Raw genomic sequence first — 21,504 nt, forward strand, 5'->3', positions numbered from 1 at the left:
ATCAGTCTCCGAGCGGCAGGCTGTCAGGGCCGCCGCGATAATCGTCCAGGGCCAGCTTGATCCGGCGCAGGCGTTCCTGGTTGTCGTCCGGCATGGCCAGGGCCAGCTCGGTGGCGAGCAGGTCGATGGCCAGCAGCATTCCGTAGCGCGCCGCAGTGGGCTTGTAGATAAAACTGGTTTCGGCCGGTTGCAACGGCAGCACGACGTCCGCCAATTGGGCCAGAGGAGAATCGGCCAGGGTGATCGCAACGATGCGTGCATCGTAGTTGCGCGCCAACGCCACCACGTCCAACAGCTCGGGGGTAAGACCGGTCAGGGAACACACGATCAAGGCGTGCTCGGGGCCCAAGGTTGCGGCGGTTACGCGCATCATCACCGGGTCGTGACAGGCGGCAATCGGGTAGCCCAGACGCACCAGGCGCACTTGCAATTCCTCGCTGCACAGGCTCGACGGGCCACCCATGCCGAAGGCGTGGATCATCCGCGCCTTGCCCAGCAGGCTGACCGCGTCGACAAAACTCGCCTGGTTGAAACCCGACAAATGCTGGCGCAAGGTCGCTTCGATATCCCCCAGAATCTGCCGGTGAAATGCCGACTGCTCCGGCAACCCGGCGGGGTCGAGAAAGCGACTGCCAACCCCGCTGGCCTGCGCGAGTTGCAGGCGCAAATCCCGCAAGTCCCGACACCCCACGCTACGCGCAAACCGCGACAGCGTGGCTGTGCTGACCTCGGCCCGTTGGGACAGTTCTTCCAGGCTGGCCGACGCCGCAAACCCCACATCGTCGAGCATCAACTTGGCGATACGCCCTTCGCCGGCGCTGAAGGAATCCTGGCGGGCGCGGATCTGGTAGAGGATGTCCATGGGGTCTCCGGGTTACAGAATGCAGGACAGACCGTAAGTCAGACCGAAGGCGACCACTGAAATCAGGGTTTCCAGCACGGTCCAGGTCTTGAAGGTCTGGATCACCGTCATATTGAAGTATTCCTTGATCAGCCAGAAGCCGCCGTCGTTCACGTGGGAAAAGATCACAGAGCCGGCGCCAGTGGCCAACACCAGCAATTCGGGGTGTGGATAACCCAAGCCCATGGCCACGGGCGCAACCACGCCCGACGCGGTAGTCATCGCCACCGTCGCCGAACCGGTGGCGATGCGCATCAACGCGGCGAACAACCAGCCCATCACCAGCGGCGACAGGTGGAAAGCGTGGGCCAAGCCGAGAATTTCGTTGGTGACGCCCGCGTCCACCAGGATGCGGTTCAAGCCGCCGCCCGCACCCACCAGCAACGTAATGCTCGCGGTCGGCGCCAGGCACTCGTTGGTGAATTTGAGGATAGCTTCGCGGTTGAAGCCTTGTGCCAGGCCCAGCGTCCAAAAGCTCACCAGGGTCGCCACCAACAGCGCAATCACCGAGTTGCCGATAAACAACAGGAAGTGGTTGAAACCGGTGCCCGGCGTGGAAATCACGTTGGCCCAGCCGCCGATCATCATCAGCACTACCGGCAACAGGATGGTGCTCATGGTCAGCGCGAAGCTCGGCAATCGGGTGCGCGGCTCACGGTCGATAAACTGGCGCTCCAGCGGGTTTTCTGCGGGCAGGTGAATACGCGGCACGATGAATTTGGCGTACACCGGCCCGGCGATGATTGCCGTAGGAATGCCGATCAGGATCGCGTACAGCACGGTCTGACCCACCGACGCGTTATACGCCAGCACCGCCATCATCGCCGCCGGGTGCGGTGGCACCAGTGCATGCACCACCGACAGGCCGGCGACCATCGGCAAGCCGACCATCAGAATCGACACGCCGACGCGCCGCGCCACGGTAAAGGCGATGGGCACCAGCAACACAAAACCTACCTCAAAAAACAGCGGCAGCCCCACCAGGAACGCGATGCACACCATGGCCCAGTGGGCGTTACGCTCGCCGAAACGGTTGATCAGCGTGCGCGCCACCTGCTCGGCACCGCCGGACTCGGCCATCATCTTGCCAAGCATGGTGCCCAACGCGACCACCAGGGCGATATGGCCCAGTGTCTTGCCGACACCCGCCTCGTAGGAACCCATGATGGTGTCCGCCGGCATCCCGGCCATCAGCGCCAGGCCAATGGATACCAGGGTGATGACGATAAACGGGTTGAGTCGGTAACGTGCAATCAGCACGATCAAAGCAATGATGGCAATGGCAGCGTATGCCAATAGCCCGAAGCCCGGTGATGCGGCCATGCGGTACTCCTCGGAAAGGGTCACGTCGAATCTGTTGTGAAACTCATAAATCATTACTGAGGAGTATTTTCAATTTTTATGAAAGTAATTTTCGCCCACAGACAAGCGCTGTCGCGCGGGGATATGCCCGACAGCCATGCATGAAAATTCGGGGGGGTGTTCTTACATGAAGATCAGAGGATGTCGGAAACTCAGTGGCCGCCATTCAGTCATAGAATGCGCAACCCCTCATGCCCAGGAAAACCGACCATGATTCGCACCTCACTCGCCGTCAGCGCCCTGCTGCTTGCCGTCTGCGGCACCGCCTCAGCCGCCGATAACGCCGCGCTGAAAAAATGCATGGACACCGCCAACACCTCCGCCGACATGGTCAATTGCAATGCCAAGGAAACCAAGGTGCAGGACAAGCGCCTGAACACGGCCTACAAGACCGCCCTCGCCGCCCAGGAAGGCGCGCGCAAGCAGCAATTGCAAGACGTGCAGCGCCTGTGGATAAAGTACCGAGACGCCAATTGCGCGTTTGCAGGCAGCGCGACTGGCGGCACCATCGACCAGGTCAATGGCTCCGGCTGCGTGCTGGACATGACTCAGACCCGCGCCCAGGAACTGGAAGACCTGGTCGGGCCGTGATCGATCAGTCGTGATGCACTCGGGCGCGCTTGAGCAGCTTCTTGCAGCGCTCGGATAAATGCAGCACCCGCAGGTGCTTACCGGCCTTGGCATAGCGCTCGCGCAGGGTCATCAGCGCGGCAATCGCCGAGTAATCGACGAAGCTCAGGTGACGGCAATCCAGCGTCACCTGGGCCGGGTCGTTGGCGGGGTCGAACTGGTTCAGGAACGGCGTGGTCGAGGCAAAGAACAACGTACCGTGCAGGCGATAGAGCTTGCTGCCATCGGCCTCCAAATGCTCATCCGCGTACAGCTCGCGAGCCTGTTGCCAAGCGAAGTTCAGCGCCGCAATCACAATCCCGCACAACACCGCCGTGGCCAGGTCGGTGAACACGGTAATCACCGTCACCGCAATAATCACCAGCACATCGTTGAGCGGCACCTTGTTGACTACCCGCAAGGAGGCCCAGGCGAAGGTCTGTTGGGACACCACGAACATCACCCCCACCAGCGCTGCCAGTGGAATCCGCTCGATAAACGGCGACAGAAACAGAATGAACAACAGGATCATCACCCCGGCAAACACCCCGGAGAATCGCCCGCGCCCACCGGAGCTTAAGTTGATCACGGTTTGCCCGATCATCGCGCAGCCACCCATGCCGCCGAACACGCCCGAGACCATATTCGCCGCGCCCAGGGCCACGCTTTCGCGGTCGGGGTAACCACGGGTCTCGGTGATTTCGTCGGTGAGGTTGAGGGTGAGCAGCGTTTCCAGCAGGCCGACCATGGCCATCAGGAACGCGTACGGCGCGATGATACCGAGGGTTTCCAGGGTCCAGGGGATTTGTGGCAATGCGAAGGTTGGCAGGCCACCGGCGATGTGAGCCATGTCGCCGAGGGTGCGCGTCGGCAGGCCAAGCAGGTACACCGCCAGGCCCACGCCGAGGATCGCCACCAACGCTGGCGGCACGGCGCGGGTGATGCGCGGCAGCAGATAAACGATGGCCATGGTCACCAGCACCAGGCCAATCATCACGTACAACGGCGTGCCGCTGAGCCAGTGCTCACCGCTCTTGAAATGCTCCAACTGCGCCAGCGCGATAATGATCGCCAGGCCGTTCACGAACCCGAGCATCACCGGGTGCGGCACCATGCGCACCAGCTTGCCCAGGCGCAACAGGCCGAAGGCGATCATGATCAACCCGCCCAGCAGTACCGTCGCCAGCAAGTAGTCGACGCCGTGCTGCACCACCAGTGCGACGATCACCACCGCCATCGACCCCGCCGCACCAGAGACCATACCCGGCCGACCGCCGAACAACGCGGTGAGGGTACAGATGATAAAGGCGCCGTAGAGCCCCATCAGCGGGTTGAGGTGGGCCACCAGGGCAAAGGCGATGCATTCGGGCAGCAGCGCAAACGACGTGGTGAGGCCGGCCAGGGCATCGGCGCGCAGACGGGTGAGGTTCATGAGGTACCAGGGTAATGCGGGGGATAAGGCGGGGAATGGTACGGAATTGCGGGGGGTGGGGCTAGTCTGGAAGACCGAGGTGCGGCCATCGCAGGCAAGCCAGCTCCCACACTTGAATGTAATCACACATCAAAATGTGGGAGCTGGCTTGCCTGCGATAAGGGCAACTCGGTGCTAAGCGAACATCACACCATCTCGTGGCGGATCCACTCCACAACCGACGTGCGCTTCGGCACCCAACCCAGCAACTCACGCGCATGCTTGCCACGCACCCGGCTGTTGGAGCCCAAACCATAGTTGGCCATTTCATAGCCCCACTCGGCCTCGGCATCAGCCAACGGCCAATCCTGCGGCTCACCCAGGTTCAGTGCTTGGGCAATGGCGGTGGTCATGTCGACAAACGCCGCTTCACTGCTTTCGACAAAGTAGAAGGTGCCCGGCACATTCTTGGTCAGCGCCAGCAGATACAACGCCACCACGTCTTCAATGTGCACGTTGGACCAAATGTTCTGCCCCGTCCCCACATGGCGCACCACCCCACTCTTGCGTGCCTGCTTGAGCAACCGCGGCAATTGCACGCTGTCACGTTTCACGCCCAGGCTGTGGCCGTAGATGAGGGTGTTGCAGATCACCGCTGAATTCACACCTTCATTGGCGGCAGCGAGGATCAGGTTATCGATCGCCACGCGTGCGGCCTTATCCACCGTCGGCTCCGGCAAGCTGTCTTCGAAGTAGATAACGTCGCTGGCCTTGCCGCCCGATGCATCACCCACGATGCTCGAACCGCTGGTGTGCAAAAACGGCTTGTTCGAGCCTTTCAAGGCAGCCAACAACGTTTCCACCGCAGCACGATGATCACTGCTAGCGGCGTTGATCACCGCGTCGGCTTTGTGCGCCTGCTCGGTCAATACAGCGGCGTCATCCAGGGTGCCAATCACCGGGGTGATGCCGAGCGCGGTCATCTCTGCGGCTTGATCGGGGCTGCGCACCAGGCCCGTAACGGAGTGGCCGGCCTTGACCAGGCCCGTTGCGATGGAACCACCGATAAAACCTGCGGCGCCGGTAACGAATACGTTCATGGAAGATGCTCCTGACGGGGTAAGTGATGGGCCCAGTATCAAGGAGCGATCCCCGACGAATAAGCCCGTGCCACCCAATTCAATCTTGCGCGACGGTCACGAATCAGCAGGCATACCGCGCCAGTTTGGCCTGAATAAAGTCCAGGAAACACTGGATGCGTAGCGCCAGCTGCGAGTTGCGGTAGAACACCGCATGGATCGGCTGGCGATACCCGCTGTTGAATGCTTCCAGCACCGGCACCAGGCGCCCTGCGTCGATGTCGTCGACGGTCATGAAGTTCGACAGGCAGCAAATACCCTGCCCTTCCAATGCCAACTGCCGCACGGTTTCACCGCTGGACGCAGAAACGCTGGGCTGGATCAACCAGCGGTCGCCTTCCACATGGCGCAGCGGCCAATGGTTGAGCGTTTCGGTCTGGGAGAAGCCGAGCAAGGTGTGGCCCGCCAGTTCGGCCACCGTGTCCGGCGTGCCGTATTGCTTGAGGTAAGTGGGGCTGGCGAGGATATGCAGCGGCGTGCACCCCAGCGAGCGGGCATGCAAGGTGGAGTCGGCCAGCGCACCGATGCGGATCGCAATATCGGTGCTCTGCTCCAGCAGGTCGATGATCAAGTCGTCGCTGTTCAGCTCCAACTGGATCTCGGGGTACAGGCTGCGAAACTCGGCGATGTACGGCACGATTCCATGCAGCATGAACGGCACCGCTGCATTGATGCGCAAGCGCCCCGCCGGTTTTTTCTGGCGCGACGACAGGCGCTCCTCCAGCTCTTCCATCTGCGCCAGGATCACCTTGGCCTGTTCGAAGAAGTACTTGCCCTCTTCGGTCAGGTCCATGCGCCGTGTGGTGCGGTTGATCAGCGTGGTGTCGAGCTTGGCCTCCAGGCGCGACAGCGTGCGGCTGACCGCCGACGGCGTCTGCCCGACCTGCTCGGCCGCGGCGGAAATCGAGCCGCACTCAATCACACTGACGAAGATTTGTAGCTCGTCGGATCGGGCTTTCACAGGCTGTCCTCGTTATCGGTTCGCAGCAGCTTACACCGAGAGGTGGAACACCTGCGCCAGATGCTGCTCGTAGCGCGCCACGTCGGCTTCGATGGCTGGACGTTTCATCACGTCCACGCACAGGAAGGTCGGCAACGCGCTCATGCCGAGGAATTCGTTGGCCTTGTGGAACGGGAAATACACGGCGTCCACACCCTTGGCTTCGAAGAAATCGCTGGGGTCGTCGAAGGCTTGTTGCGGTGCGTTCCAGGTCAGCGACAGCATGTACTGCTTGCCCTGGATCAGGCCGCCACTGCCGTATTTCTGCGAGGCATCGGAGCGGGTGCGACCATCGCTGGCGTACAGGCTGCCGTGGCCTTCGGTGAAGACTTCGTCGATGTACTTCTTGACGATCCATGGCGCGCCCATCCACCAACCCGGCATCTGATAGATGATCACGTCGGCCCAGAGGAATTTGGCGACTTCTTCGGCCACGTCGTAGCCTTCGTCGATATGCGTAACCTTGACGTCGATACCGCCACGGTCCAGCACGGCCAGGGCGGCATCATGCAGTGTGGTGTTGTAGCGGCCATCGGAGTGAGCGAACTTTTTGCCGCCGTTAAGCAGGAGTACTTTTTTCATGGGAAGTTATCCAGAGGTTGAAAATGTCTGGATGCAGACTATCGACCTCCGGCCCTCGGAATAAGCGGCGGCGCGGCAAAATACATTTGACCGGAATGCACGAATAACAAGTTATTGTTAACCGCTGATCAGCAGATGACCGCCCAACAGCGCCATACCGACGAAAAATACGCGCTTGAACAGCACCGCACTGATGCGCTGGCGCACCACTTGGCCCAGCCACATACCCAGCAGCGCCGGTATCAGCGCCAGCAGCGACGCATTGATTTCGCCACCGCCCAGCGTGCCGCGCCAGGCCAGCCCGGCGGCCAGGGCCAGGGTCGACACGGTGAACGACAGCCCCAACGCCTGCACCAGTTGATCGCGATTCAAGCCCAGGGCTTGTAGATACGGCACGGCCGGAATCACGAATACACCCGTGGCCGAGGTGATAACGCCAGTGATCACCCCACACAAAGGGCCGAGCCAGCGTTCGGTCGCAGGCTTGACCTTGAGCGTGGGCAGGAACAACCCGCTCAGCGCATACACCAGCAACGCCCCGCCCAACGCGTGAACGACCCAGCCGCCACCGTCCATGCCCAACCATACCGTACCGAGCCCGGTGCCAAGAAAGATCAACAGCAGCATCGGCCACAGTCGTTTGAGCAAGGCACTCAGGTGGCCGCCGAATGCCAGTTGCCAGAGGTTGGTGACCGTTGAGGGAATGATCAGTAATGCCGCAGCCTGCGCCGGCAGCATAGCCAGGCCGAGCAGGCCCATGGCGACGGTGGGCAAGCCGAGGCCGATCACGCCTTTGACGGTGCCGGCCAGCAGGAAGGTGCCAAATACCAGCAAGGTCAGGGCCGGGCCGATGTCTTGATAAAACGCTAGGAAGGTATTCATAAGGGCATTGTGGCGTGTGACAGCGGATTCGGAAATTCGCCATATACTGAGGCAGCCTCTTGTTTTGTGTGAGGCTGACGCCGTCATCGCAGGCAAGCCAGCTCCCACATTTTGATGTGTGAATACATTCAAGTGTGGGAGCTGGCTTGCCTGCGATGAGGCCAGTTCTATCACTCGAGACCCCCAGCCATGCACTTTGACCTGATCGACCTGCGCCTCTATCTCCACATCCTCGACACCGGCAACATCACCGCCGGCGCAGCCCGCAGCCATTTATCCCTGGCGGCTGCCAGTGCCCGCATCCGCACGATGGAAGCGTCCTTGGGGATCGAGTTCCTCGCGCGCGGTCGCCGTGGCGTCACCCCCACACCCGCAGGCATTGCCCTGGCCCGTCACGCCCGCCTGCTGCTGCAACAAGCCGAGCACCTGCAACAGGACCTGGCCGAATACGCCAACGGCGTCAAAGGCCAGGTGCGCCTGTTGTGCAACACCACCGCCCTCAGCGAATACCTGCCGGAAGTGCTGGCGGACTTTTTGCGCGAGCATCCCAACCTCGATATCGACCTGCAGGAGTTGCCGAGCTTGCGCATTACCCAGGCATTGCGCCAGGGCACGGCGGACCTGGGGATCATCTCTGATGCGGTGGACACCCACGGCCTGCAAACCCTGCCCTTTCGCGATGACCCACTGGTGCTGATCATGCCGCTGGATCACCCACTGACGGCGCAAAGCGCGAGCTTTATCGACAGCCTGCAATACGACTACGTCGGCCTGGCTGCCAACAGCGCGTTGGCGGTGTACCTGGAAGAGCAAGCGCTGCACACAGGATTTCGCCTGCAAACACGCATCCGCGCCGATGGGTTTGATGGGGTGATTCGCATGGTCGCCGGCGGCGCTGGCCTGGGCATCGTGCCCCAGGCCGCACTGGAGCGCTGGCCGGCAGAACGCCGTTTCAAGGCCCAACCCTTGCGCGAAGAGTGGGCCTGCCGAACGCTGCTGCTCAGTGCGCGCTCGTTTGAAAACCTGCCCGGTTACGCCAAGGCCTTGTTCGACGCCTTGGCCCTGCCTTTGCGGAAGAACCCGTAGTACACCGCCGACAGAATCACCAGGAACGGCACCCCAAATACCAAGGTCATCTTGAATGCCAGTATGTGGGGTCAGGTTTGCCCTGCAACATAGAATCTCCCACATTTTGATCTACGTTGTATCAGGTCACGCTGTTGCGCACTTTGAATTGCGGTTGGTCCCAGGTGCGCTTGTTGAGAATCTCGCCGAGGATTTCCACCGCGTCGAACACCTCAGTGAAGCTCGTGTACAACGGCGTAAAACCGAACCGCATAATGCGCGGCTCACGGTAATCACCAATCACGCCCCGGGCGATCAGCGCCTGGATCACCGCGTACCCTTCTGAATGCTCGAAGCTGACGTGGCTGCCGCGCTTGGCGTGTTCACGTGGGGTGATCAGTTCCAGCCCGTGAGCTGCGCAACGCTCTTCGACCAACGCGATAAACAGGTCGGTCAACGCCAGGGATTTGCTGCGCAGGCTGGCCATATCGGTTTGAGCAAAAATCTCCAGGCCGCATTCCACCATCGCCAGCGAGGTGATCGGCTGAGTGCCGCACAGGTAACGCGCAATGCCGGCACTCGGCGCGTAGGCCGACTCCATCGCGAACTGACGCGTATGCCCAAACCACCCCGACAGCGGTTGACGCACCACATCCACCAGCTGTGGATTGACCCACACAAACGCCTGGGAGCCCGGCCCGCCGTTGAGGTATTTGTAGGTGCAGCCAATCGCGTAATCCGCTTCGGCCTGATGCAGGTCGATCGGCACCGCGCCCGCCGAATGTGCCAGGTCCCAGATGCTCAACGCGCCGCACTCGTGGCTCAACGCGGTCAGCGCCTGCATGTCGTACATGTAGCCGGTCTTGTAGTTGACGTGCGTGAGCATCACCACCGCCACGTCCTGGTCGATCGCTTGCGGCAGTTCGTCCGGGCTGTTGACCAACCGCAGGGAATAACCCTGTTGCAGCAACTCAGTGAGGCCTTCGGCGATGTACAGGTCGGTGGGAAAGTTGCTCGCCTCACTGACGATCACCTTGCGATTTGGCTGGCGCAGGCGCTGCACGCTCAACGCCGCGCTGAGCACCTTGAACAGGTTGATCGACGTGGTATCGGTGATCACCACTTCGCCGTCGCGCGCGCCGATCAGCGGGGCCAGGCGATTGCCCAAGCGCTGGGACAGGTCCGCCCAACCGGCGCTGTTCCAGCTGCGAATCAGGCCATTGCCCCATTCCTCGGCGATCACCTGCTGCGCCCGCGCGAGCGACGCCACCGGACGCGCGCCAAGCGAGTTGCCGTCGAGGTAGATCACGCCGTCCGGCAAGGCGAACTGCTGACGCAATGGCGCCAGCGGATCCTGGGCATCGAGGGCTTGGCAATGGCTTCGGGTGGTCATGGTTCGTCCTGGTTTTTATAAGTGAAGACGCAGCAAATAATGAACGAAGCTTTAGAGAATTTTCGTGCAAAGTGGTGGGTAACAGGCTAATTAAGCCGTAGGAAATTCGAATTAAACCTCTAAACACGCGGATTTATTCTAACCATGATTCTCGACGCCACCGACCTGCGCCTCCTGCATTTCCTGCAACAGGATGGCCGAATCAGTAACCAGGAATTGGCGGAGAAAGTCGCGCTCTCGCCCTCTGCCTGCCTGCGTCGCCTGCGCTTGCTGGAGAGCGAGGGCATCATCAGCGGTTACCGCGCGGTGCTGAATGCCGAGCAATTGGGGATCGAACTGGAAGCCATCGTCCACCTGTCATTGCGCCAGGATGTAGAGGACTGGCATGAGACATTTATCAAGAAGGTGCAGGGCTGGCCGGAGGTGGCGAGCGCCTACGTGATCACCGGCGCGAGCAACTATGTGCTGCGGGTACAGGCGCGCAACCTCAAGCACTTTTCGGACTTTATCGTGAACCACCTGAACCGCACCGCGGGGGTAGTGGATATTCGTTCGGAGATCGTGCTGCAGAAGATCAAGGATCGGGATGAGGTGCTGGATTTGGTGGTGCGCAAGTAACCCCCTCGGCACGAACGCGACGCTCAACAGTATTACGAAAAGTTTACGCAGAGTAATATCTGCCCCCTCAGCACTTCTGAGGGGCTGGTGCTGCGTGCAATCAACCCTCGCGAAAAACAAGTAGAAGGGAATGTTAATGGCGGATGACATGGTTAACCCGGTGGGCCTCAAGCGTGGCCTGAAGAACCGGCATATTCAGCTGATTGCCTTGGGAGGGGCGATTGGCACGGGGTTGTTCCTCGGTTCGGCAGGCGTACTCAAGTCGGCCGGCCCATCGATGATCCTGGGTTATGCGATTGCAGGTTTTATCGCGTTCCTGATCATGCGCCAGCTCGGCGAGATGATCGTCGAGGAGCCGGTGGCGGGTTCCTTCAGCCACTTCGCGCATAAGTACTGGGGTGGTTACGCAGGCTTCCTGGCGGGCTGGAACTACTGGGTACTCTACGTGCTGGTCGGCATGGCCGAACTGACGGCGGTGGGCAAGTACATCCAATTCTGGTGGCCGGAAATTCCAACCTGGGTCAGCGCGCTGGTGTTCTTTGTTGCGGTGAACCTGATCAACACCCTGAACGTGAAGTTTTTCGGTGAGGCCGAGTTCTGGTTCGCGATCATCAAGGTGGTGGCGATTGTCGGCATGATCGTGCTCGGCTGCTACCTGCTGTTCAGCGGCACCGGCGGCCCGCAAGCGTCCATCAGCAACCTGTGGAGCCACGGCGGGTTCTTCCCGAACGGCGGCATGGGGCTGTTGATGTCCATGGCGTTCATCATGTTCTCGTTCGGCGGCCTGGAGCTGGTGGGCATCACCGCTGCCGAGGCCAGCGAGCCGCGCAAGGTGATCCCGAAGGCAATCAACCAGGTGGTTTACCGGATCCTGATTTTCTACGTTGGCGCCCTGACCGTATTGCTGTCGCTGTACCCGTGGGACCAACTGCTGCAAACCCTCGGCGCGTCGGGCGATGCCTACAGCGGCAGCCCGTTTGTACAGATCTTCTCGTTGATCGGTAACGACACCGCCGCGCACATCCTCAACTTCGTGGTACTGACCGCGGCGCTGTCGGTGTACAACAGCGGCGTGTACTGCAACAGCCGCATGCTGTTCGGCCTGGCCGAGCAAGGCGACGCGCCAAAAGCACTGATGAAGCTGAACAAGCAAGGCGTGCCACTGCGCGCGCTGGCGATTTCGGCGTTGGTGACGATGCTGTGCGTGGTGGTCAACTACGTGGCACCTCACAGTGCGCTGGAGCTGCTGTTTGCGCTGGTGGTTGCCTCGCTGATGATCAACTGGGCGCTGATCAGCCTCACCCACATCAAGTTCCGCAAGGCCATGGGCGAACAAGGCGTAACGCCGTCGTTCAAGACCTTCTGGTTCCCGTTCAGCAACTACCTGTGCCTGGCGTTCATGGTGGTGATCATCAGCGTGATGCTGGCGATTCCGGGGATTCGCAACTCGGTGTTTGCGATGCCAGTGTGGGTGGGGATTATCTATGTGGCGTATCGGTTGCGCGTTCGTAAAAGCAACGCGGTAGTGAACGCACAGTGATACCTGTGGGAGCCGGGCTTGCCCGCGATGGCGGTGGGTCAGGCGCTGGATGTGTTGGCTGATACACCGCTATCGCAGGCAAGCCAGCTCCCACAGTTTTGAATGCATTCCAAATGAAAAGCCCCGGTCTTCCGGGGCTTTTTTGTTTAGAGGGTGGAGCGCACTCGCCAGAGTTCGGGGAACAACACCGTGTCGAGCATCTTGCGCAGGTAACCCACGCCTTCGGTGCCGCCGGTACCCGGCTGGAAACCGATAATCCGCTCCACCGTGGTCACATGGCGGAAGCGCCACTGGCGGAACGAGTCCTCCAGGTCGATAAACTTCTCGGCCAACTGATACAAATCCCAATACCGGCTCGGGTCGCGATACACCTCGCGCCACGCCGCTTCCACAGACTCATCGTGCACCGTCGCCGCCGTCGGGTCGCGCTCGGCACGCCGCGGGTCAATCGCCAACCCGGCCTTGGCCATGAGGTTGATCGCTTCGTCATACAGCGACGGCGTGGCAATCGCCACCTGCAACTCCTGCAACAACGCCGGGCGATGGGCGTGAGGCCGCAACAGTGCCGGGCTTTTGTTGCCGAGGATAAATTCGATCTCGCGGTACTGGAACGACTGGAACCCCGATGACTGCCCCAGGAACGGCCGGATTGCCTTGTACTCCGACGGGGTCATGGTCGCCAGCACCGCCCAGGCGTGCACCAGTTGATCGAAGATCCGCGACACCCGCGCCAGCATCTTGAACGCCGGCGGCAACTCGCCCAGGCGCACGTGTTCGCGGGCGGCCTTGAGCTCGTGGAGCATCAGTTTCATCCACAGCTCGGACGTCTGGTGCTGGATGATGAAGAGCATTTCGTTGTGGTCCGGCGACAACGGGTGCTGGGCGCTGAGGACTTTGCCCAGGTCCAGGTAGTCACCGTAGCTCATGGACTCGGAAAAATTCAGTTCGGCGTTATGCCATTCTTCGGGCGGCTGATAATCAGCAGAGAAGGGACATTGGCTCATCGCGTGGGCTCCTTGAGCGGGCGGAGAATGGCGCGGACCGGGCTTGCGTCGAGGTTGGCGAAACGCAGCGGCAGCGCGATCAGTTCGTAGTCACCCTCGGGCACGTCATCAAGCACGATGCCTTCGAGGATCGCCATGCCATGGCGCGCCACGGCGTTGTGGGAATCCATGGTCTTGGACTGTTGCGGGTCCAGGGACGGGGTGTCGATGCCGATCAAACGCACGCCGAGGCGGGCCAGCAGCTCGATGGTTTGCGGGGCGATCGCGGTGAAACTTGAATCCCATTCAGTGAGCGGCGCTTGTGGATAAGTGCGCAGCAGCACACGCTCCGGCAGGTTATCCACACGGCCTTCCAGTTGATGCGGCTGCACCAGTGCGCCGCTGTCCAGGCAATGCAGTACCCGGCACGGGCCCATGTACACATCCAGCGACACCTCGCCGATCGGCGCACCGTCCGCGCTGTAATGCAGCGGTGCGTCCACATGGGCGCCGGTGTGCGGCGATAACGTGATACGCCCCACGTTCACCGGGCACTCCGGGCCGAACTGCCATACGCGCTCTTCCTGGAACGGCGTATCCCCCGGCCAGGTCGGGGTCGCCGTACTCAAGGGCGGGCTGATATCCCACCACGTTTTTATTGGGTTCATTTCAAGGCTCTCACTCATTCTGGAGTGAATGATACGAGGGCCTGCTGCGAATTTTCTTGCGAATTCCTGCGTAAGACGGGAGATCTTTCGCACTTACTGCGAGGAAATGGCCGGTTAGCGCACAAATCTATCAGCCAGACCCAGTCGAACAGCCCACACAGATCTAATGTGGGAGCGGGTGTCAGAGGTATCTCCTTGCGTTGCGCTTCTGAGCATCCCGATGTCGAGTTCAGACCACTGGCGCAACCCCCAAGGCCTTAGGGTGGATCTTTCCATTCCCTGCCTCGGAGACATCATGTCCAAGCCCATCACCGTACTGCGCGATACCCATCCCTTGCCGGTCCTGGATGCCTGCAAATGGGAAAAACTCGAAGGCGACCCGCACACCGTCAACCTCAACGCCTACACCAGCGAAGACGGCAGCAAGATCATGGGCACCTGGATCTGCACACCGGGCAAGTGGTACGTGGACTACGTGAAGTGGGAATACTGCCACTTCCAGGAAGGCTACTGCATCATCACCCCGGAAGGCCTGGAGCCGATTCACCTGCGCGCTGGGGATATCTTTGTGGTGGAACCGGGGATGAAGGGTACGTGGGAAGTGGTTGAAACTGTGCGTAAGTATTTTGTGTTTGCCTAAACCTCTGGCTTGAGGCTCGTGGGTGAAACATTCAGACGATCCCACTTTGCTCATGAACCTAGCCAATACTCAGCCGAGTCCTACATGCCGCCTGTAGCTTGGCTGACACCATCCGAGGCCACTTTCTTCACTCATTCAAAAGCAAAGACTACGAGCCCGCCACCATGCACTTCCTCGGTTACCACGGCACCAGCGAGACGTCGGCAAAGAGCATCCTCTCGCAAGGTATTCATGAACGGTTTTTGCCACCCACCGGCCAGATTGGGCGCGGCTTCTATCTGGCAAGACATAACGGCACGCTGCCGCAGTGGGGTGCTAGTTGGTCCACTCGCTCAGAACGTGATCGGATGTCCTTACTGGTTAAAATCATCAGTTTGCTGACGGGCGAAGCGTTGAATCCGCTCATGGCGGATGGCGCGAAAATGACCATTCTCAAAATCTATTCCAGCCGCCCACTGCGCCATTGCAAATGGAACAAAATGAACCCCGCATGCTTTTCAGTCATACAGGCGATTTACCTGGAAGGCGGGGAATATCTAAACCTGGTGGACGACTGCAAATGGTTGCAAATGGTCGTGCCTCCAGAGGAGCTGCAGTTTTTGAGTGCCAAGCGCGACGACGGAGTGTTCGAACAACCACACAACTGGCACGCCAAAGAAAGCTTGTTTTAACCGATAGTAAAAACCCGGGAGCCTGGCAACAGCAGACTCCCGGAAACGCCCCTACTTGGGTTTGCGATAGCTGTTGATAATCGCCGAGAAGTCCTTGCCCCCTTCCCCACGCTGACTCATCGATTGGTACAACTGTTGCGCCACGGCGCCGAGGATTACGGGTTGCTTAGCCTGACGCGCAGCTTCAGTGGCCAGGCCCAGGTCCTTGAGCATCAGGTCGGCACCGAACCCACCGGTGTAACCACGCGACGACGGCGCCGTTTCGATCACGCCCGGCCATGGGTTGTAGGTGTCGGAACTCCAGCAACGCCCGGTGGAGCTGTTGATAATGCCCGCCAGCACTTGGGTGTCGATGCCCAGCGCATCGCCCAGGGCCATGGCTTCGCTGACGCCGACCATGCTGATGCCCAGCAGCAGGTTGTTGCAGATCTTGGCGATCTGCCCAGTGCCCACATCACCGCAATGCACGATGTTGCGGCCCATCTGCGCCAGCACCGGTTGCAGGGTGGCGAACAGTTCCGGCGTGGCGCCGACCATAAAGGTCAGCGTGCCAGCCTGGGCGCCGCCCGTGCCGCCGGACACCGGGGCATCAGCGACGGTCACACCTTGCTTGGCCGCTGCAGCCGCCACATCGCGGATGGTCTGCGGGTCGATGGTGCTGCAATCAACTGCCGGCACGCCTTTGCCGATGCCTGCCAGCACGCCGTCTTCACCCAGCCAAACACTGCGCACATGGGCCGCGGCCGGCAGCATGGTGATCACCAGTTCAGCGCCGCCCGCCGCATCACGTGGTGAGTCGCTGATGCTGCCGCCCAACTCGGCCAGCTCCTTGAGCACGGTCTGGTTCAAATCGAACACGTTCAGCGCGTGGCCAGCCTTGATCAGGTTGCGGGCCATAGGCGCGCCCATGTTGCCCAGGCCGATAAATGCAATCTTCATGGTCGTCTCCCGGAATCAGCGCAGGTTGATGGTGGTGTTGACGCCATCGTTGACCGTGTCGTCATCGAACCAGCGGCTGGTGACAGTTTTGGTCTGGGTGTAGAACTGCACCACTTGCTTGCCGTACGGGCCCAGGTCGCCGAGCTTGGAGCCACGGGAGCCAGTGAAGCTGAAGAAAGGCACCGGCACCGGGATCGGGATGTTGATGCCGACCTGGCCCACGTCGATTTCGCTCTGGAACTTGCGCGCCGCCGCACCGCTTTGGGTGAACAGGCCGGTACCGTTGCCGAACGGGTTGGCGTTGACCAGCGCGATGGCCTCATCGAGGGTCGCGACTTCGATCACCACCAGTACCGGGCCGAAGATTTCCTGGGTGTAGATTTGCATGTCAGTGGTCACGCCCGAGAACAGGGTCGGGCCGACAAAGTTGCCTTGCTCATAGCCCGGCACCTTGATGTCGCGGCCGTCCAGCTCCAGCTTGGCGCCTTCTTTCACGCCGCTTTCGATAAGGTCCAGGATGCGCGCCTTGGCACGCTTGGAAATCACCGGGCCGACATCCGTGCCCGCTTCGCTGCCCGCGTTGACCTTGAGCTTTTGCGCCAGCGCCTTGAGGTCCGGCAGCCATTGTTTGGAGGCGCCCACCAGCACCACCACCGAGGTGGCCATGCAACGTTGGCCCGCCGCGCCGAAGCCGGCACCGACCAGGGCGTTAAGGGTGTGTTCGCGGTTGGCGTCCGGCAGCACCACGGCGTGGTTCTTGGCGCCCATCATCGACTGCACGCGTTTGCCGTGTTTGCCGGCCAAGTCGTAGACGTGAGTACCGACCGCCGTCGAACCGACGAAGGACACAGCCTTGATGTCTTTGTGAGTGCACAGCGCATCCACCACGTCCTTGCCGCCATGCACCACGTTCAGCACGCCCGCCGGCACACCGGCTTCCAGCGCCAGCTCCACCAGCAGCAGGGTCGATAGCGGGTCTTGCTCGGACGGCTTGAGCACGAAGGTATTGCCGCAGGCGATGGCCATCGGGAACATCCACAGCGGAATCATCGCCGGGAAGTTGAACGGGGTGATGCCGGCACACACGCCGATAGGTTGGCGCAGGGTGTAGGTGTCGACGCCACCGGCGACGTTCTCGGCGAACTCGCCCATCTGCAAGGTGCCGATGGAGCAAGCGTGTTCCACTACTTCCAGGCCACGGAAAATATCGCCTTCGGCATCGGCAATGGTTTTGCCCTGCTCGTTGCTGAGGACCACGGCAATGCGCTTGGAGTGTTCACGGATCAGGGCTTGCAGCTTGAGCATGATGCGCATGCGTGCGCCGATAGGCGTGAGCTTCCAGGTCTGGAAGGCGCGGTGGGCGGCGTCGATGGCGGCGTTGACTTCATCGGCAGTGGCGAACGGGACTTTGGCCAGCACTTCTTGGGTGGCGGGGTTGACGATATCTTGCCACTCGGTGGTCTTGGACTCGACCCACTCGCCGTTGATCAGCAACTTGACCTGTTGCACGGAAATATCGGCAGATGCGTTCATGTGGTCTCCAAATCTTATATTTATGCTAGAGAACCAAGGCGTTGAATCGCCTTGAAGAATGAGGCGTTCGGACAGTTTTTGGAGTATAGATGTGCAAATCTCTAATAAGAACGCACATAAAAGCCGGTCCAATATGCAAAAAAACATCACATCGCTGGGCTCCCTGAACTGGGATGACCTGAAGTTTTTTCTTGAAGTAGCCCGCACCCGCAAGGCCAGCGTCGCCGCCAAGCGTCTGGCGGTGGACTACACCACGGTGTCGCGGCGCATCAGTTCGCTGGAAGTGTCCCTCGGTACGCTGCTGTTCGAAAAATCCCGGACCAACGGCTTCGTTCTCACCCCCGAAGGCCAGCGTTTGCTGGGCTATGCCGAGTCCATCGAGAGCACTTTGCACATGGCCTGCGAGCAGGTGTCCGGCTCCGGCGTGGCGCTGTCCGGCCATGTGCGCATGGGGTGCACCGAAGGTTTCGGCAGCTTCTTCGTCACCCCGCAGTTGAGCCACTTCGTCGATACCTACCCGGCGATCTCGGTGGATATCCTGCCCCTGCCCCACTTCATCAGCCTGTCCAAGCGCGAAGCCGACATTGTCATCGCCCTGGAACGTCCGGAACACGGCCCCTATGTGTGCTGCAAACTGTGCGACTACAAGCTGCAGCTGTACGCGACCCAGGAATACCTCGACCAACACCCGCCCATCCAACGCCCGGCAGATTTGGCTGAGCATCCGTTTATCAGCTATGTGGATGACTTGGCGTTCAGCTCAGAACTGCTTTACCTGGCGAATGTGGTACCCGGCGCCAGTGCCAGCTTGCGCAGCACCAGCGTGATTGCGCAGTACGTGGCGGCGCAACAGGGACGGTCAATGGCGATATTGCCGTGCTTTCTGGCGGCGCAGGACCCGCGTTTGTTGCCCGTGTTGGGAGAGGAGATAACGCTTACGCGGCAGTTCTGGATGTATTGCCGGGAGGATCTGAGGAAGTTGAAGCGGATTACGTTGTTGTGGGACTACATCCGGGAGGTGACGGAGCAGAACCAGGGGTTATTGATGGGCGAGACGCGGGAGATGCGGTTTGCGGATTAAAGCGTCCTGGTGCATGCCACACAGTAAATGTGGGAGCTGGCTTGCCTGCGATGGCAGTGTGTCAGTCGTTACATCCAGTACTGATACACCGCTATCGCAGGCAAGCCAGCTCCCACATTTTGATTGCATTTCAAGTCAGGACTGAGTGAATCCGGTCAGTCCGCAATCACCACAATCGACACCCGACGATTCTCCGTACGCCCCGCCACCGTGGTATTCGACGCCACCGGTTCGCTGCTGCCCAGGCCGCGTAGCTGCACGTTTTCTTCTTTCATGCCCACGCCGATTAGCACCGCTGCCACGCTTTTGGCACGGCGCAGGGACAGTTGCTGGTTGTAGGCTTCCTTGCCGGAGGCATCGGTGTGGCCATCCACGCGTACGCGCTCGATGCCTGCCCCAAGCAGGGCTTTGCCAATGCGTTCGACGATGTCGGTGCTGGGTTTGTTGAGCGCCTCGACATCACTGCCAAACAGCACTTTGCCGGACAGGCCGAACGCCCAGCCCTCGTCGGTGAGTTCAAAGCCCTGCTGCTTCAACACGGCGATCTGCGCCGGGGTCAGGCCTTTGGGTGGCGCCGTTTGGCAGCCGCCGAGGGCGAGCAGCGCCACCAGCAGGGTGATAAACATAAAACGTGCGGTCGAGAACAAGGGATCAACTCCTGTGTTGAACGTTGACGACGGAGTTCTCCGACTCCGCCGTTTGCTGGCCGCCCGAAGACAAACGTTTGGCCTGGTACATCGCCGCATCGGCGGCATTCAGCAAAGTGCCAGGCGTGGCGCCATGATCGGGGTAGATAGCGATGCCGATACTGAGGGAGGTCAACACCTGGGTGTTGCCGGGCACGGCTATTGGCACATCCATGCTGGCGATGATTTTGTCGGCGATGCGCTGGGCGTCTTCGACCTTGTGCAACGGTGCCAGCAGGATGGCGAATTCGTCACCGCCCAGGCGGGCCACCAGGTCGTCTTCGCGCAATTGTGCACGTACGCGCTCGGCGACGGCCACCAACACGGCATCACCGGCGGCGTGACCAAAGCTGTCATTGATCTCTTTGAAACGATCGCTGTCGAGATACAACACCGCGACCCGCTCATTGGCCTTGGCCGCACTGCGCAGGGCACGAATCAAACGGCCCTCGAAGAACGCACGGTTGGGCAAACCCGTGAGGCTGTCGTGATTGGCCTGGTGGGCGAGGGTTTCGTTTTCGCTTTGCAGGTGGTTTTGCCAGGCTTCCATTTCGCCGAGCAAGGCGTTGAAGTCGCTGCCCAAACTGTCCAGTTCGGCGATTTTCGCAGGCGGCACGCGACGGTCGAAATCGCGCTCGCTACGGGCAGCGTGGGCGACGCTGGCCAAGCTCTGCAACGGGCCGGTAATGCCACGCAACAAGCGTCGCGCCAGAATCAGCGCAACCCAGGCACTGAGGGCGGTGCAGATCAGGATCCCGGCCAGGCCGCTAAGCAGGAAGCGCAGCAGGCTGCCGCCATGGCCAGTCAGGTGGATGCTGCCGATGACTCGCCCTTGGTGCAGGATAGGTTGGCTGATGGGTTGTTCGAGCAACGTGTGCGCTATTTCCAGTTCAACCCGCGAGAGCATCCCGGTTTCCGGACGCACCCACTGCGCCAGCAACTTGCCGTTGACATCGAAGACTTCAGCCTGGGCCACCTCTTCCGTGGAGGCAATCAGGCTGAGGGCCTCTGTGGCCGCTGCGCTGTCGTCGAACACCACCGCCGCTTCCACGGTGTAGTTGATGGAGCGAGCGATCAGGTGCAGGTTGTGTTCGGCATAGACCCGCAACGCCAATACACCGAGCAGGGTCAGGGAGATGCTGGCCAGGCTCACCGCCACCAAAGCCAGGATCAGGTGCCCCCGGCCGATGACCGAGCGCAGGGTCGGTCGTGCTTTCACGACACTCATGACGCAGGTACTCGGCGACGGGACAATTGCAGCACGCTGGGGTGAATGCGCACGCCACTGCGCGCCACTGAGTCGAGATTGACTTCAAACGACACCTGCTCATCGCCCACCCGCAGGCAGAACAGGCTGCCTACCGTGCACTGGTCGCCGCCTTCGCTGATGCTAAGCACCGGGTGGCCGATCAACGAAGCAAACAGCTGGCTGCGCTCATCGGCGCTGAGTTTGCCGATGTACACCGCGTCGCAGGCGCTGACGATATCCGAGTGGTGGGCCAACAGGCGTTGCACGACTACTGGGCGGCCAGTGGCCTGGGTGGTGCCTTTGATCAAGTCGTCGGTGTATTGCGTGGGCCCGATGATGCACAAGCGCAATTGCGCAGGCTCCACCGGCCAACGGGCGTAGCTGAGGATGCCGAGTACCACTTGAGTCACCGCTTGGGCGCGGTGATCGGCAGGGCTAGGTGCTTGGGCAAATGCACGCGGCGCGAGCAGGCACAGAACCGCCACCAGTAACATGCGTCTCCAGCTCAAACTGCGCTCTGTGGGCGAGACAGCCACGTTCATGCAGCGATTC

At 60.8% G+C, this 21,504-nt stretch carries 22 protein-coding genes; 7 read left to right on the forward strand and 15 right to left on the reverse strand.

Going from position 1 to position 21,504, the window contains the following annotated elements; genetic code table 11:
* Position 1 precedes the first annotated feature (1 nt).
* The gene (locus tag CFE47_RS26340) at positions 2–862 is read right to left on the reverse strand and encodes a MurR/RpiR family transcriptional regulator (protein WP_286841533.1); all 861 of its coding nucleotides are present in this window, start codon (positions 860–862) and stop codon (positions 2–4) included.
* Positions 863–874: 12 nt separating this feature from the next.
* The gene (locus tag CFE47_RS26345; RefSeq protein WP_286841535.1) at positions 875–2,224 is read right to left on the reverse strand and encodes a GntT/GntP/DsdX family permease; all 1,350 of its coding nucleotides are present in this window, start codon (positions 2,222–2,224) and stop codon (positions 875–877) included.
* Between the two features lie 249 nt (positions 2,225–2,473).
* On the opposite strand from CFE47_RS26345, the gene CFE47_RS26350 reads away from it, so the two are divergent.
* Positions 2,474–2,854 carry a lysozyme inhibitor LprI family protein gene (locus tag CFE47_RS26350; RefSeq protein WP_286841537.1) on the forward strand — a complete coding sequence of 127 codons (381 nt, stop codon included), beginning with the start codon at positions 2,474–2,476 and terminating at the stop codon, positions 2,852–2,854.
* Positions 2,855–2,858: 4 nt separating this feature from the next.
* Here CFE47_RS26350 and CFE47_RS26355 read toward each other — a convergent pair whose 3' ends face one another.
* The 5 genes from CFE47_RS26355 to CFE47_RS26375 form a co-directional block, all read right to left on the reverse strand.
* Positions 2,859–4,304, reverse strand: coding sequence for a SulP family inorganic anion transporter (locus CFE47_RS26355; protein WP_286841539.1), 1,446 nt, complete (start codon positions 4,302–4,304; stop codon positions 2,859–2,861).
* 185 nt (positions 4,305–4,489) lie between these two features.
* The gene (locus CFE47_RS26360) at positions 4,490–5,383 is read right to left on the reverse strand and encodes an NAD-dependent epimerase/dehydratase family protein (protein ID WP_286841541.1); all 894 of its coding nucleotides are present in this window, start codon (positions 5,381–5,383) and stop codon (positions 4,490–4,492) included.
* A 103-nt stretch (positions 5,384–5,486) separates the two neighbouring features.
* On the reverse strand, positions 5,487–6,383 hold the full coding sequence (locus CFE47_RS26365) for a LysR family transcriptional regulator (RefSeq protein WP_286841543.1): 897 nt from the start codon (positions 6,381–6,383) through the stop codon (positions 5,487–5,489).
* Between the two features lie 30 nt (positions 6,384–6,413).
* Positions 6,414–7,004, reverse strand: a complete 591-nt coding sequence (gene mdaB / locus CFE47_RS26370; RefSeq protein WP_286841545.1) for an NADPH:quinone oxidoreductase MdaB — start codon at positions 7,002–7,004, stop codon at positions 6,414–6,416.
* A 117-nt stretch (positions 7,005–7,121) separates the two neighbouring features.
* The gene (locus CFE47_RS26375) at positions 7,122–7,886 is read right to left on the reverse strand and encodes a sulfite exporter TauE/SafE family protein (RefSeq protein WP_286841547.1); all 765 of its coding nucleotides are present in this window, start codon (positions 7,884–7,886) and stop codon (positions 7,122–7,124) included.
* A gap of 189 nt (positions 7,887–8,075) precedes the next feature.
* On the opposite strand from CFE47_RS26375, the gene CFE47_RS26380 reads away from it, so the two are divergent.
* Positions 8,076–8,972 carry a LysR substrate-binding domain-containing protein gene (locus CFE47_RS26380; protein WP_286841549.1) on the forward strand — a complete coding sequence of 299 codons (897 nt, stop codon included), beginning with the start codon at positions 8,076–8,078 and terminating at the stop codon, positions 8,970–8,972.
* A 121-nt stretch (positions 8,973–9,093) separates the two neighbouring features.
* Here CFE47_RS26380 and kynU read toward each other — a convergent pair whose 3' ends face one another.
* Complete coding sequence (kynU, locus tag CFE47_RS26385) at positions 9,094–10,344, reverse strand: kynureninase (RefSeq protein WP_286841551.1); 1,251 nt, start codon at positions 10,342–10,344, stop codon at positions 9,094–9,096.
* A 144-nt stretch (positions 10,345–10,488) separates the two neighbouring features.
* On the opposite strand from kynU, the gene CFE47_RS26390 reads away from it, so the two are divergent.
* Both CFE47_RS26390 and CFE47_RS26395 read left to right on the forward strand, forming a co-directional pair.
* Positions 10,489–10,962, forward strand: a complete 474-nt coding sequence (locus tag CFE47_RS26390) for an Lrp/AsnC family transcriptional regulator (RefSeq protein WP_105700136.1) — start codon at positions 10,489–10,491, stop codon at positions 10,960–10,962.
* Positions 10,963–11,098: 136 nt separating this feature from the next.
* Positions 11,099–12,502, forward strand: coding sequence for an amino acid permease (locus CFE47_RS26395; protein ID WP_286841554.1), 1,404 nt, complete (start codon positions 11,099–11,101; stop codon positions 12,500–12,502).
* 146 nt (positions 12,503–12,648) lie between these two features.
* Here CFE47_RS26395 and kynA read toward each other — a convergent pair whose 3' ends face one another.
* Positions 12,649–13,506 (reverse strand): tryptophan 2,3-dioxygenase, encoded by an 858-nt coding sequence (gene kynA, locus CFE47_RS26400; protein ID WP_286841556.1) that lies wholly within the window; start codon positions 13,504–13,506, stop codon positions 12,649–12,651.
* Positions 13,503–14,153, reverse strand: a complete 651-nt coding sequence (gene kynB, locus CFE47_RS26405) for an arylformamidase (RefSeq protein ID WP_286841558.1) — start codon at positions 14,151–14,153, stop codon at positions 13,503–13,505. The genes kynA and kynB overlap by 4 nt, the downstream gene beginning before the upstream one ends.
* 295 nt (positions 14,154–14,448) lie before the next feature.
* Between kynB and CFE47_RS26410 the strand changes: the two genes are divergently transcribed.
* Together CFE47_RS26410 and CFE47_RS26415 are read left to right on the forward strand one after the other, a co-directional pair.
* Positions 14,449–14,793, forward strand: coding sequence for a cupin domain-containing protein (locus CFE47_RS26410; RefSeq protein WP_010206533.1), 345 nt, complete (start codon positions 14,449–14,451; stop codon positions 14,791–14,793).
* A 164-nt stretch (positions 14,794–14,957) separates the two neighbouring features.
* Entirely contained in the window at positions 14,958–15,464 is a 507-nt protein-coding gene (locus CFE47_RS26415) for a hypothetical protein (protein ID WP_286841560.1), read from the forward strand.
* Positions 15,465–15,515: 51 nt separating this feature from the next.
* On the opposite strand, the gene mmsB is transcribed toward CFE47_RS26415, so the two are convergent.
* Complete coding sequence (gene mmsB, locus CFE47_RS26420) at positions 15,516–16,403, reverse strand: 3-hydroxyisobutyrate dehydrogenase (RefSeq protein ID WP_286841562.1); 888 nt, start codon at positions 16,401–16,403, stop codon at positions 15,516–15,518.
* A gap of 15 nt (positions 16,404–16,418) precedes the next feature.
* Positions 16,419–17,936, reverse strand: a complete 1,518-nt coding sequence (locus CFE47_RS26425; RefSeq protein WP_286841564.1) for a CoA-acylating methylmalonate-semialdehyde dehydrogenase — start codon at positions 17,934–17,936, stop codon at positions 16,419–16,421.
* Positions 17,937–18,069: 133 nt separating this feature from the next.
* Between CFE47_RS26425 and CFE47_RS26430 the strand changes: the two genes are divergently transcribed.
* Positions 18,070–19,017, forward strand: coding sequence for a LysR family transcriptional regulator (locus CFE47_RS26430; protein WP_286841565.1), 948 nt, complete (start codon positions 18,070–18,072; stop codon positions 19,015–19,017).
* Positions 19,018–19,172: 155 nt separating this feature from the next.
* Here CFE47_RS26430 and yfiB read toward each other — a convergent pair whose 3' ends face one another.
* The 3 genes from yfiB to yfiR are packed head-to-tail and all read right to left on the reverse strand — an operon-like array spanning position 19,173 to position 21,494.
* Positions 19,173–19,664, reverse strand: a complete 492-nt coding sequence (gene yfiB / locus CFE47_RS26435; RefSeq protein WP_286841566.1) for an outer membrane lipoprotein YfiB — start codon at positions 19,662–19,664, stop codon at positions 19,173–19,175.
* Between the two features lie 4 nt (positions 19,665–19,668).
* On the reverse strand, positions 19,669–20,931 hold the full coding sequence (gene dgcN, locus CFE47_RS26440) for a diguanylate cyclase DgcN/YfiN (protein WP_286841568.1): 1,263 nt from the start codon (positions 20,929–20,931) through the stop codon (positions 19,669–19,671).
* Positions 20,928–21,494, reverse strand: coding sequence for a regulatory sequestration protein YfiR (gene yfiR, locus CFE47_RS26445; RefSeq protein WP_286841570.1), 567 nt, complete (start codon positions 21,492–21,494; stop codon positions 20,928–20,930). Before yfiR ends, dgcN begins: the two co-directional genes overlap by 4 nt.
* Between the last annotated feature and the right edge of the window lie 10 nt (positions 21,495–21,504).

The organism is Pseudomonas sp. PGPPP1 (assembly GCF_002255865.1).
Classification (GTDB): Bacteria; Pseudomonadota; Gammaproteobacteria; order Pseudomonadales; family Pseudomonadaceae; genus Aquipseudomonas; species Aquipseudomonas cremoris.

Coding starts and splice junctions, on each gene's coding strand:
- CFE47_RS26340 (WP_286841533.1), bottom strand. CDS start 862: ATGGACATCCTCTACCAGATCCGCGCCCGCCAGGATTCCTTCAGCGCC.
- CFE47_RS26345 (WP_286841535.1), bottom strand. CDS start 2,224: ATGGCCGCATCACCGGGCTTCGGGCTATTGGCATACGCTGCCATTGCC.
- CFE47_RS26350 (WP_286841537.1), top strand. CDS start 2,474: ATGATTCGCACCTCACTCGCCGTCAGCGCCCTGCTGCTTGCCGTCTGC.
- CFE47_RS26355 (WP_286841539.1), bottom strand. CDS start 4,304: ATGAACCTCACCCGTCTGCGCGCCGATGCCCTGGCCGGCCTCACCACG.
- CFE47_RS26360 (WP_286841541.1), bottom strand. CDS start 5,383: ATGAACGTATTCGTTACCGGCGCCGCAGGTTTTATCGGTGGTTCCATC.
- mdaB (WP_286841545.1), bottom strand. CDS start 7,004: ATGAAAAAAGTACTCCTGCTTAACGGCGGCAAAAAGTTCGCTCACTCC.
- CFE47_RS26375 (WP_286841547.1), bottom strand. CDS start 7,886: ATGAATACCTTCCTAGCGTTTTATCAAGACATCGGCCCGGCCCTGACC.
- CFE47_RS26380 (WP_286841549.1), top strand. CDS start 8,076: ATGCACTTTGACCTGATCGACCTGCGCCTCTATCTCCACATCCTCGAC.
- kynU (WP_286841551.1), bottom strand. CDS start 10,344: ATGACCACCCGAAGCCATTGCCAAGCCCTCGATGCCCAGGATCCGCTG.
- CFE47_RS26390 (WP_105700136.1), top strand. CDS start 10,489: ATGATTCTCGACGCCACCGACCTGCGCCTCCTGCATTTCCTGCAACAG.
- CFE47_RS26395 (WP_286841554.1), top strand. CDS start 11,099: ATGGCGGATGACATGGTTAACCCGGTGGGCCTCAAGCGTGGCCTGAAG.
- kynA (WP_286841556.1), bottom strand. CDS start 13,506: ATGAGCCAATGTCCCTTCTCTGCTGATTATCAGCCGCCCGAAGAATGG.
- kynB (WP_286841558.1), bottom strand. CDS start 14,153: ATGAACCCAATAAAAACGTGGTGGGATATCAGCCCGCCCTTGAGTACG.
- CFE47_RS26410 (WP_010206533.1), top strand. CDS start 14,449: ATGTCCAAGCCCATCACCGTACTGCGCGATACCCATCCCTTGCCGGTC.
- CFE47_RS26415 (WP_286841560.1), top strand. CDS start 14,958: ATGCACTTCCTCGGTTACCACGGCACCAGCGAGACGTCGGCAAAGAGC.
- mmsB (WP_286841562.1), bottom strand. CDS start 16,403: ATGAAGATTGCATTTATCGGCCTGGGCAACATGGGCGCGCCTATGGCC.
- CFE47_RS26425 (WP_286841564.1), bottom strand. CDS start 17,936: ATGAACGCATCTGCCGATATTTCCGTGCAACAGGTCAAGTTGCTGATC.
- CFE47_RS26430 (WP_286841565.1), top strand. CDS start 18,070: ATGCAAAAAAACATCACATCGCTGGGCTCCCTGAACTGGGATGACCTG.
- dgcN (WP_286841568.1), bottom strand. CDS start 20,931: ATGAGTGTCGTGAAAGCACGACCGACCCTGCGCTCGGTCATCGGCCGG.
- yfiR (WP_286841570.1), bottom strand. CDS start 21,494: ATGAACGTGGCTGTCTCGCCCACAGAGCGCAGTTTGAGCTGGAGACGC.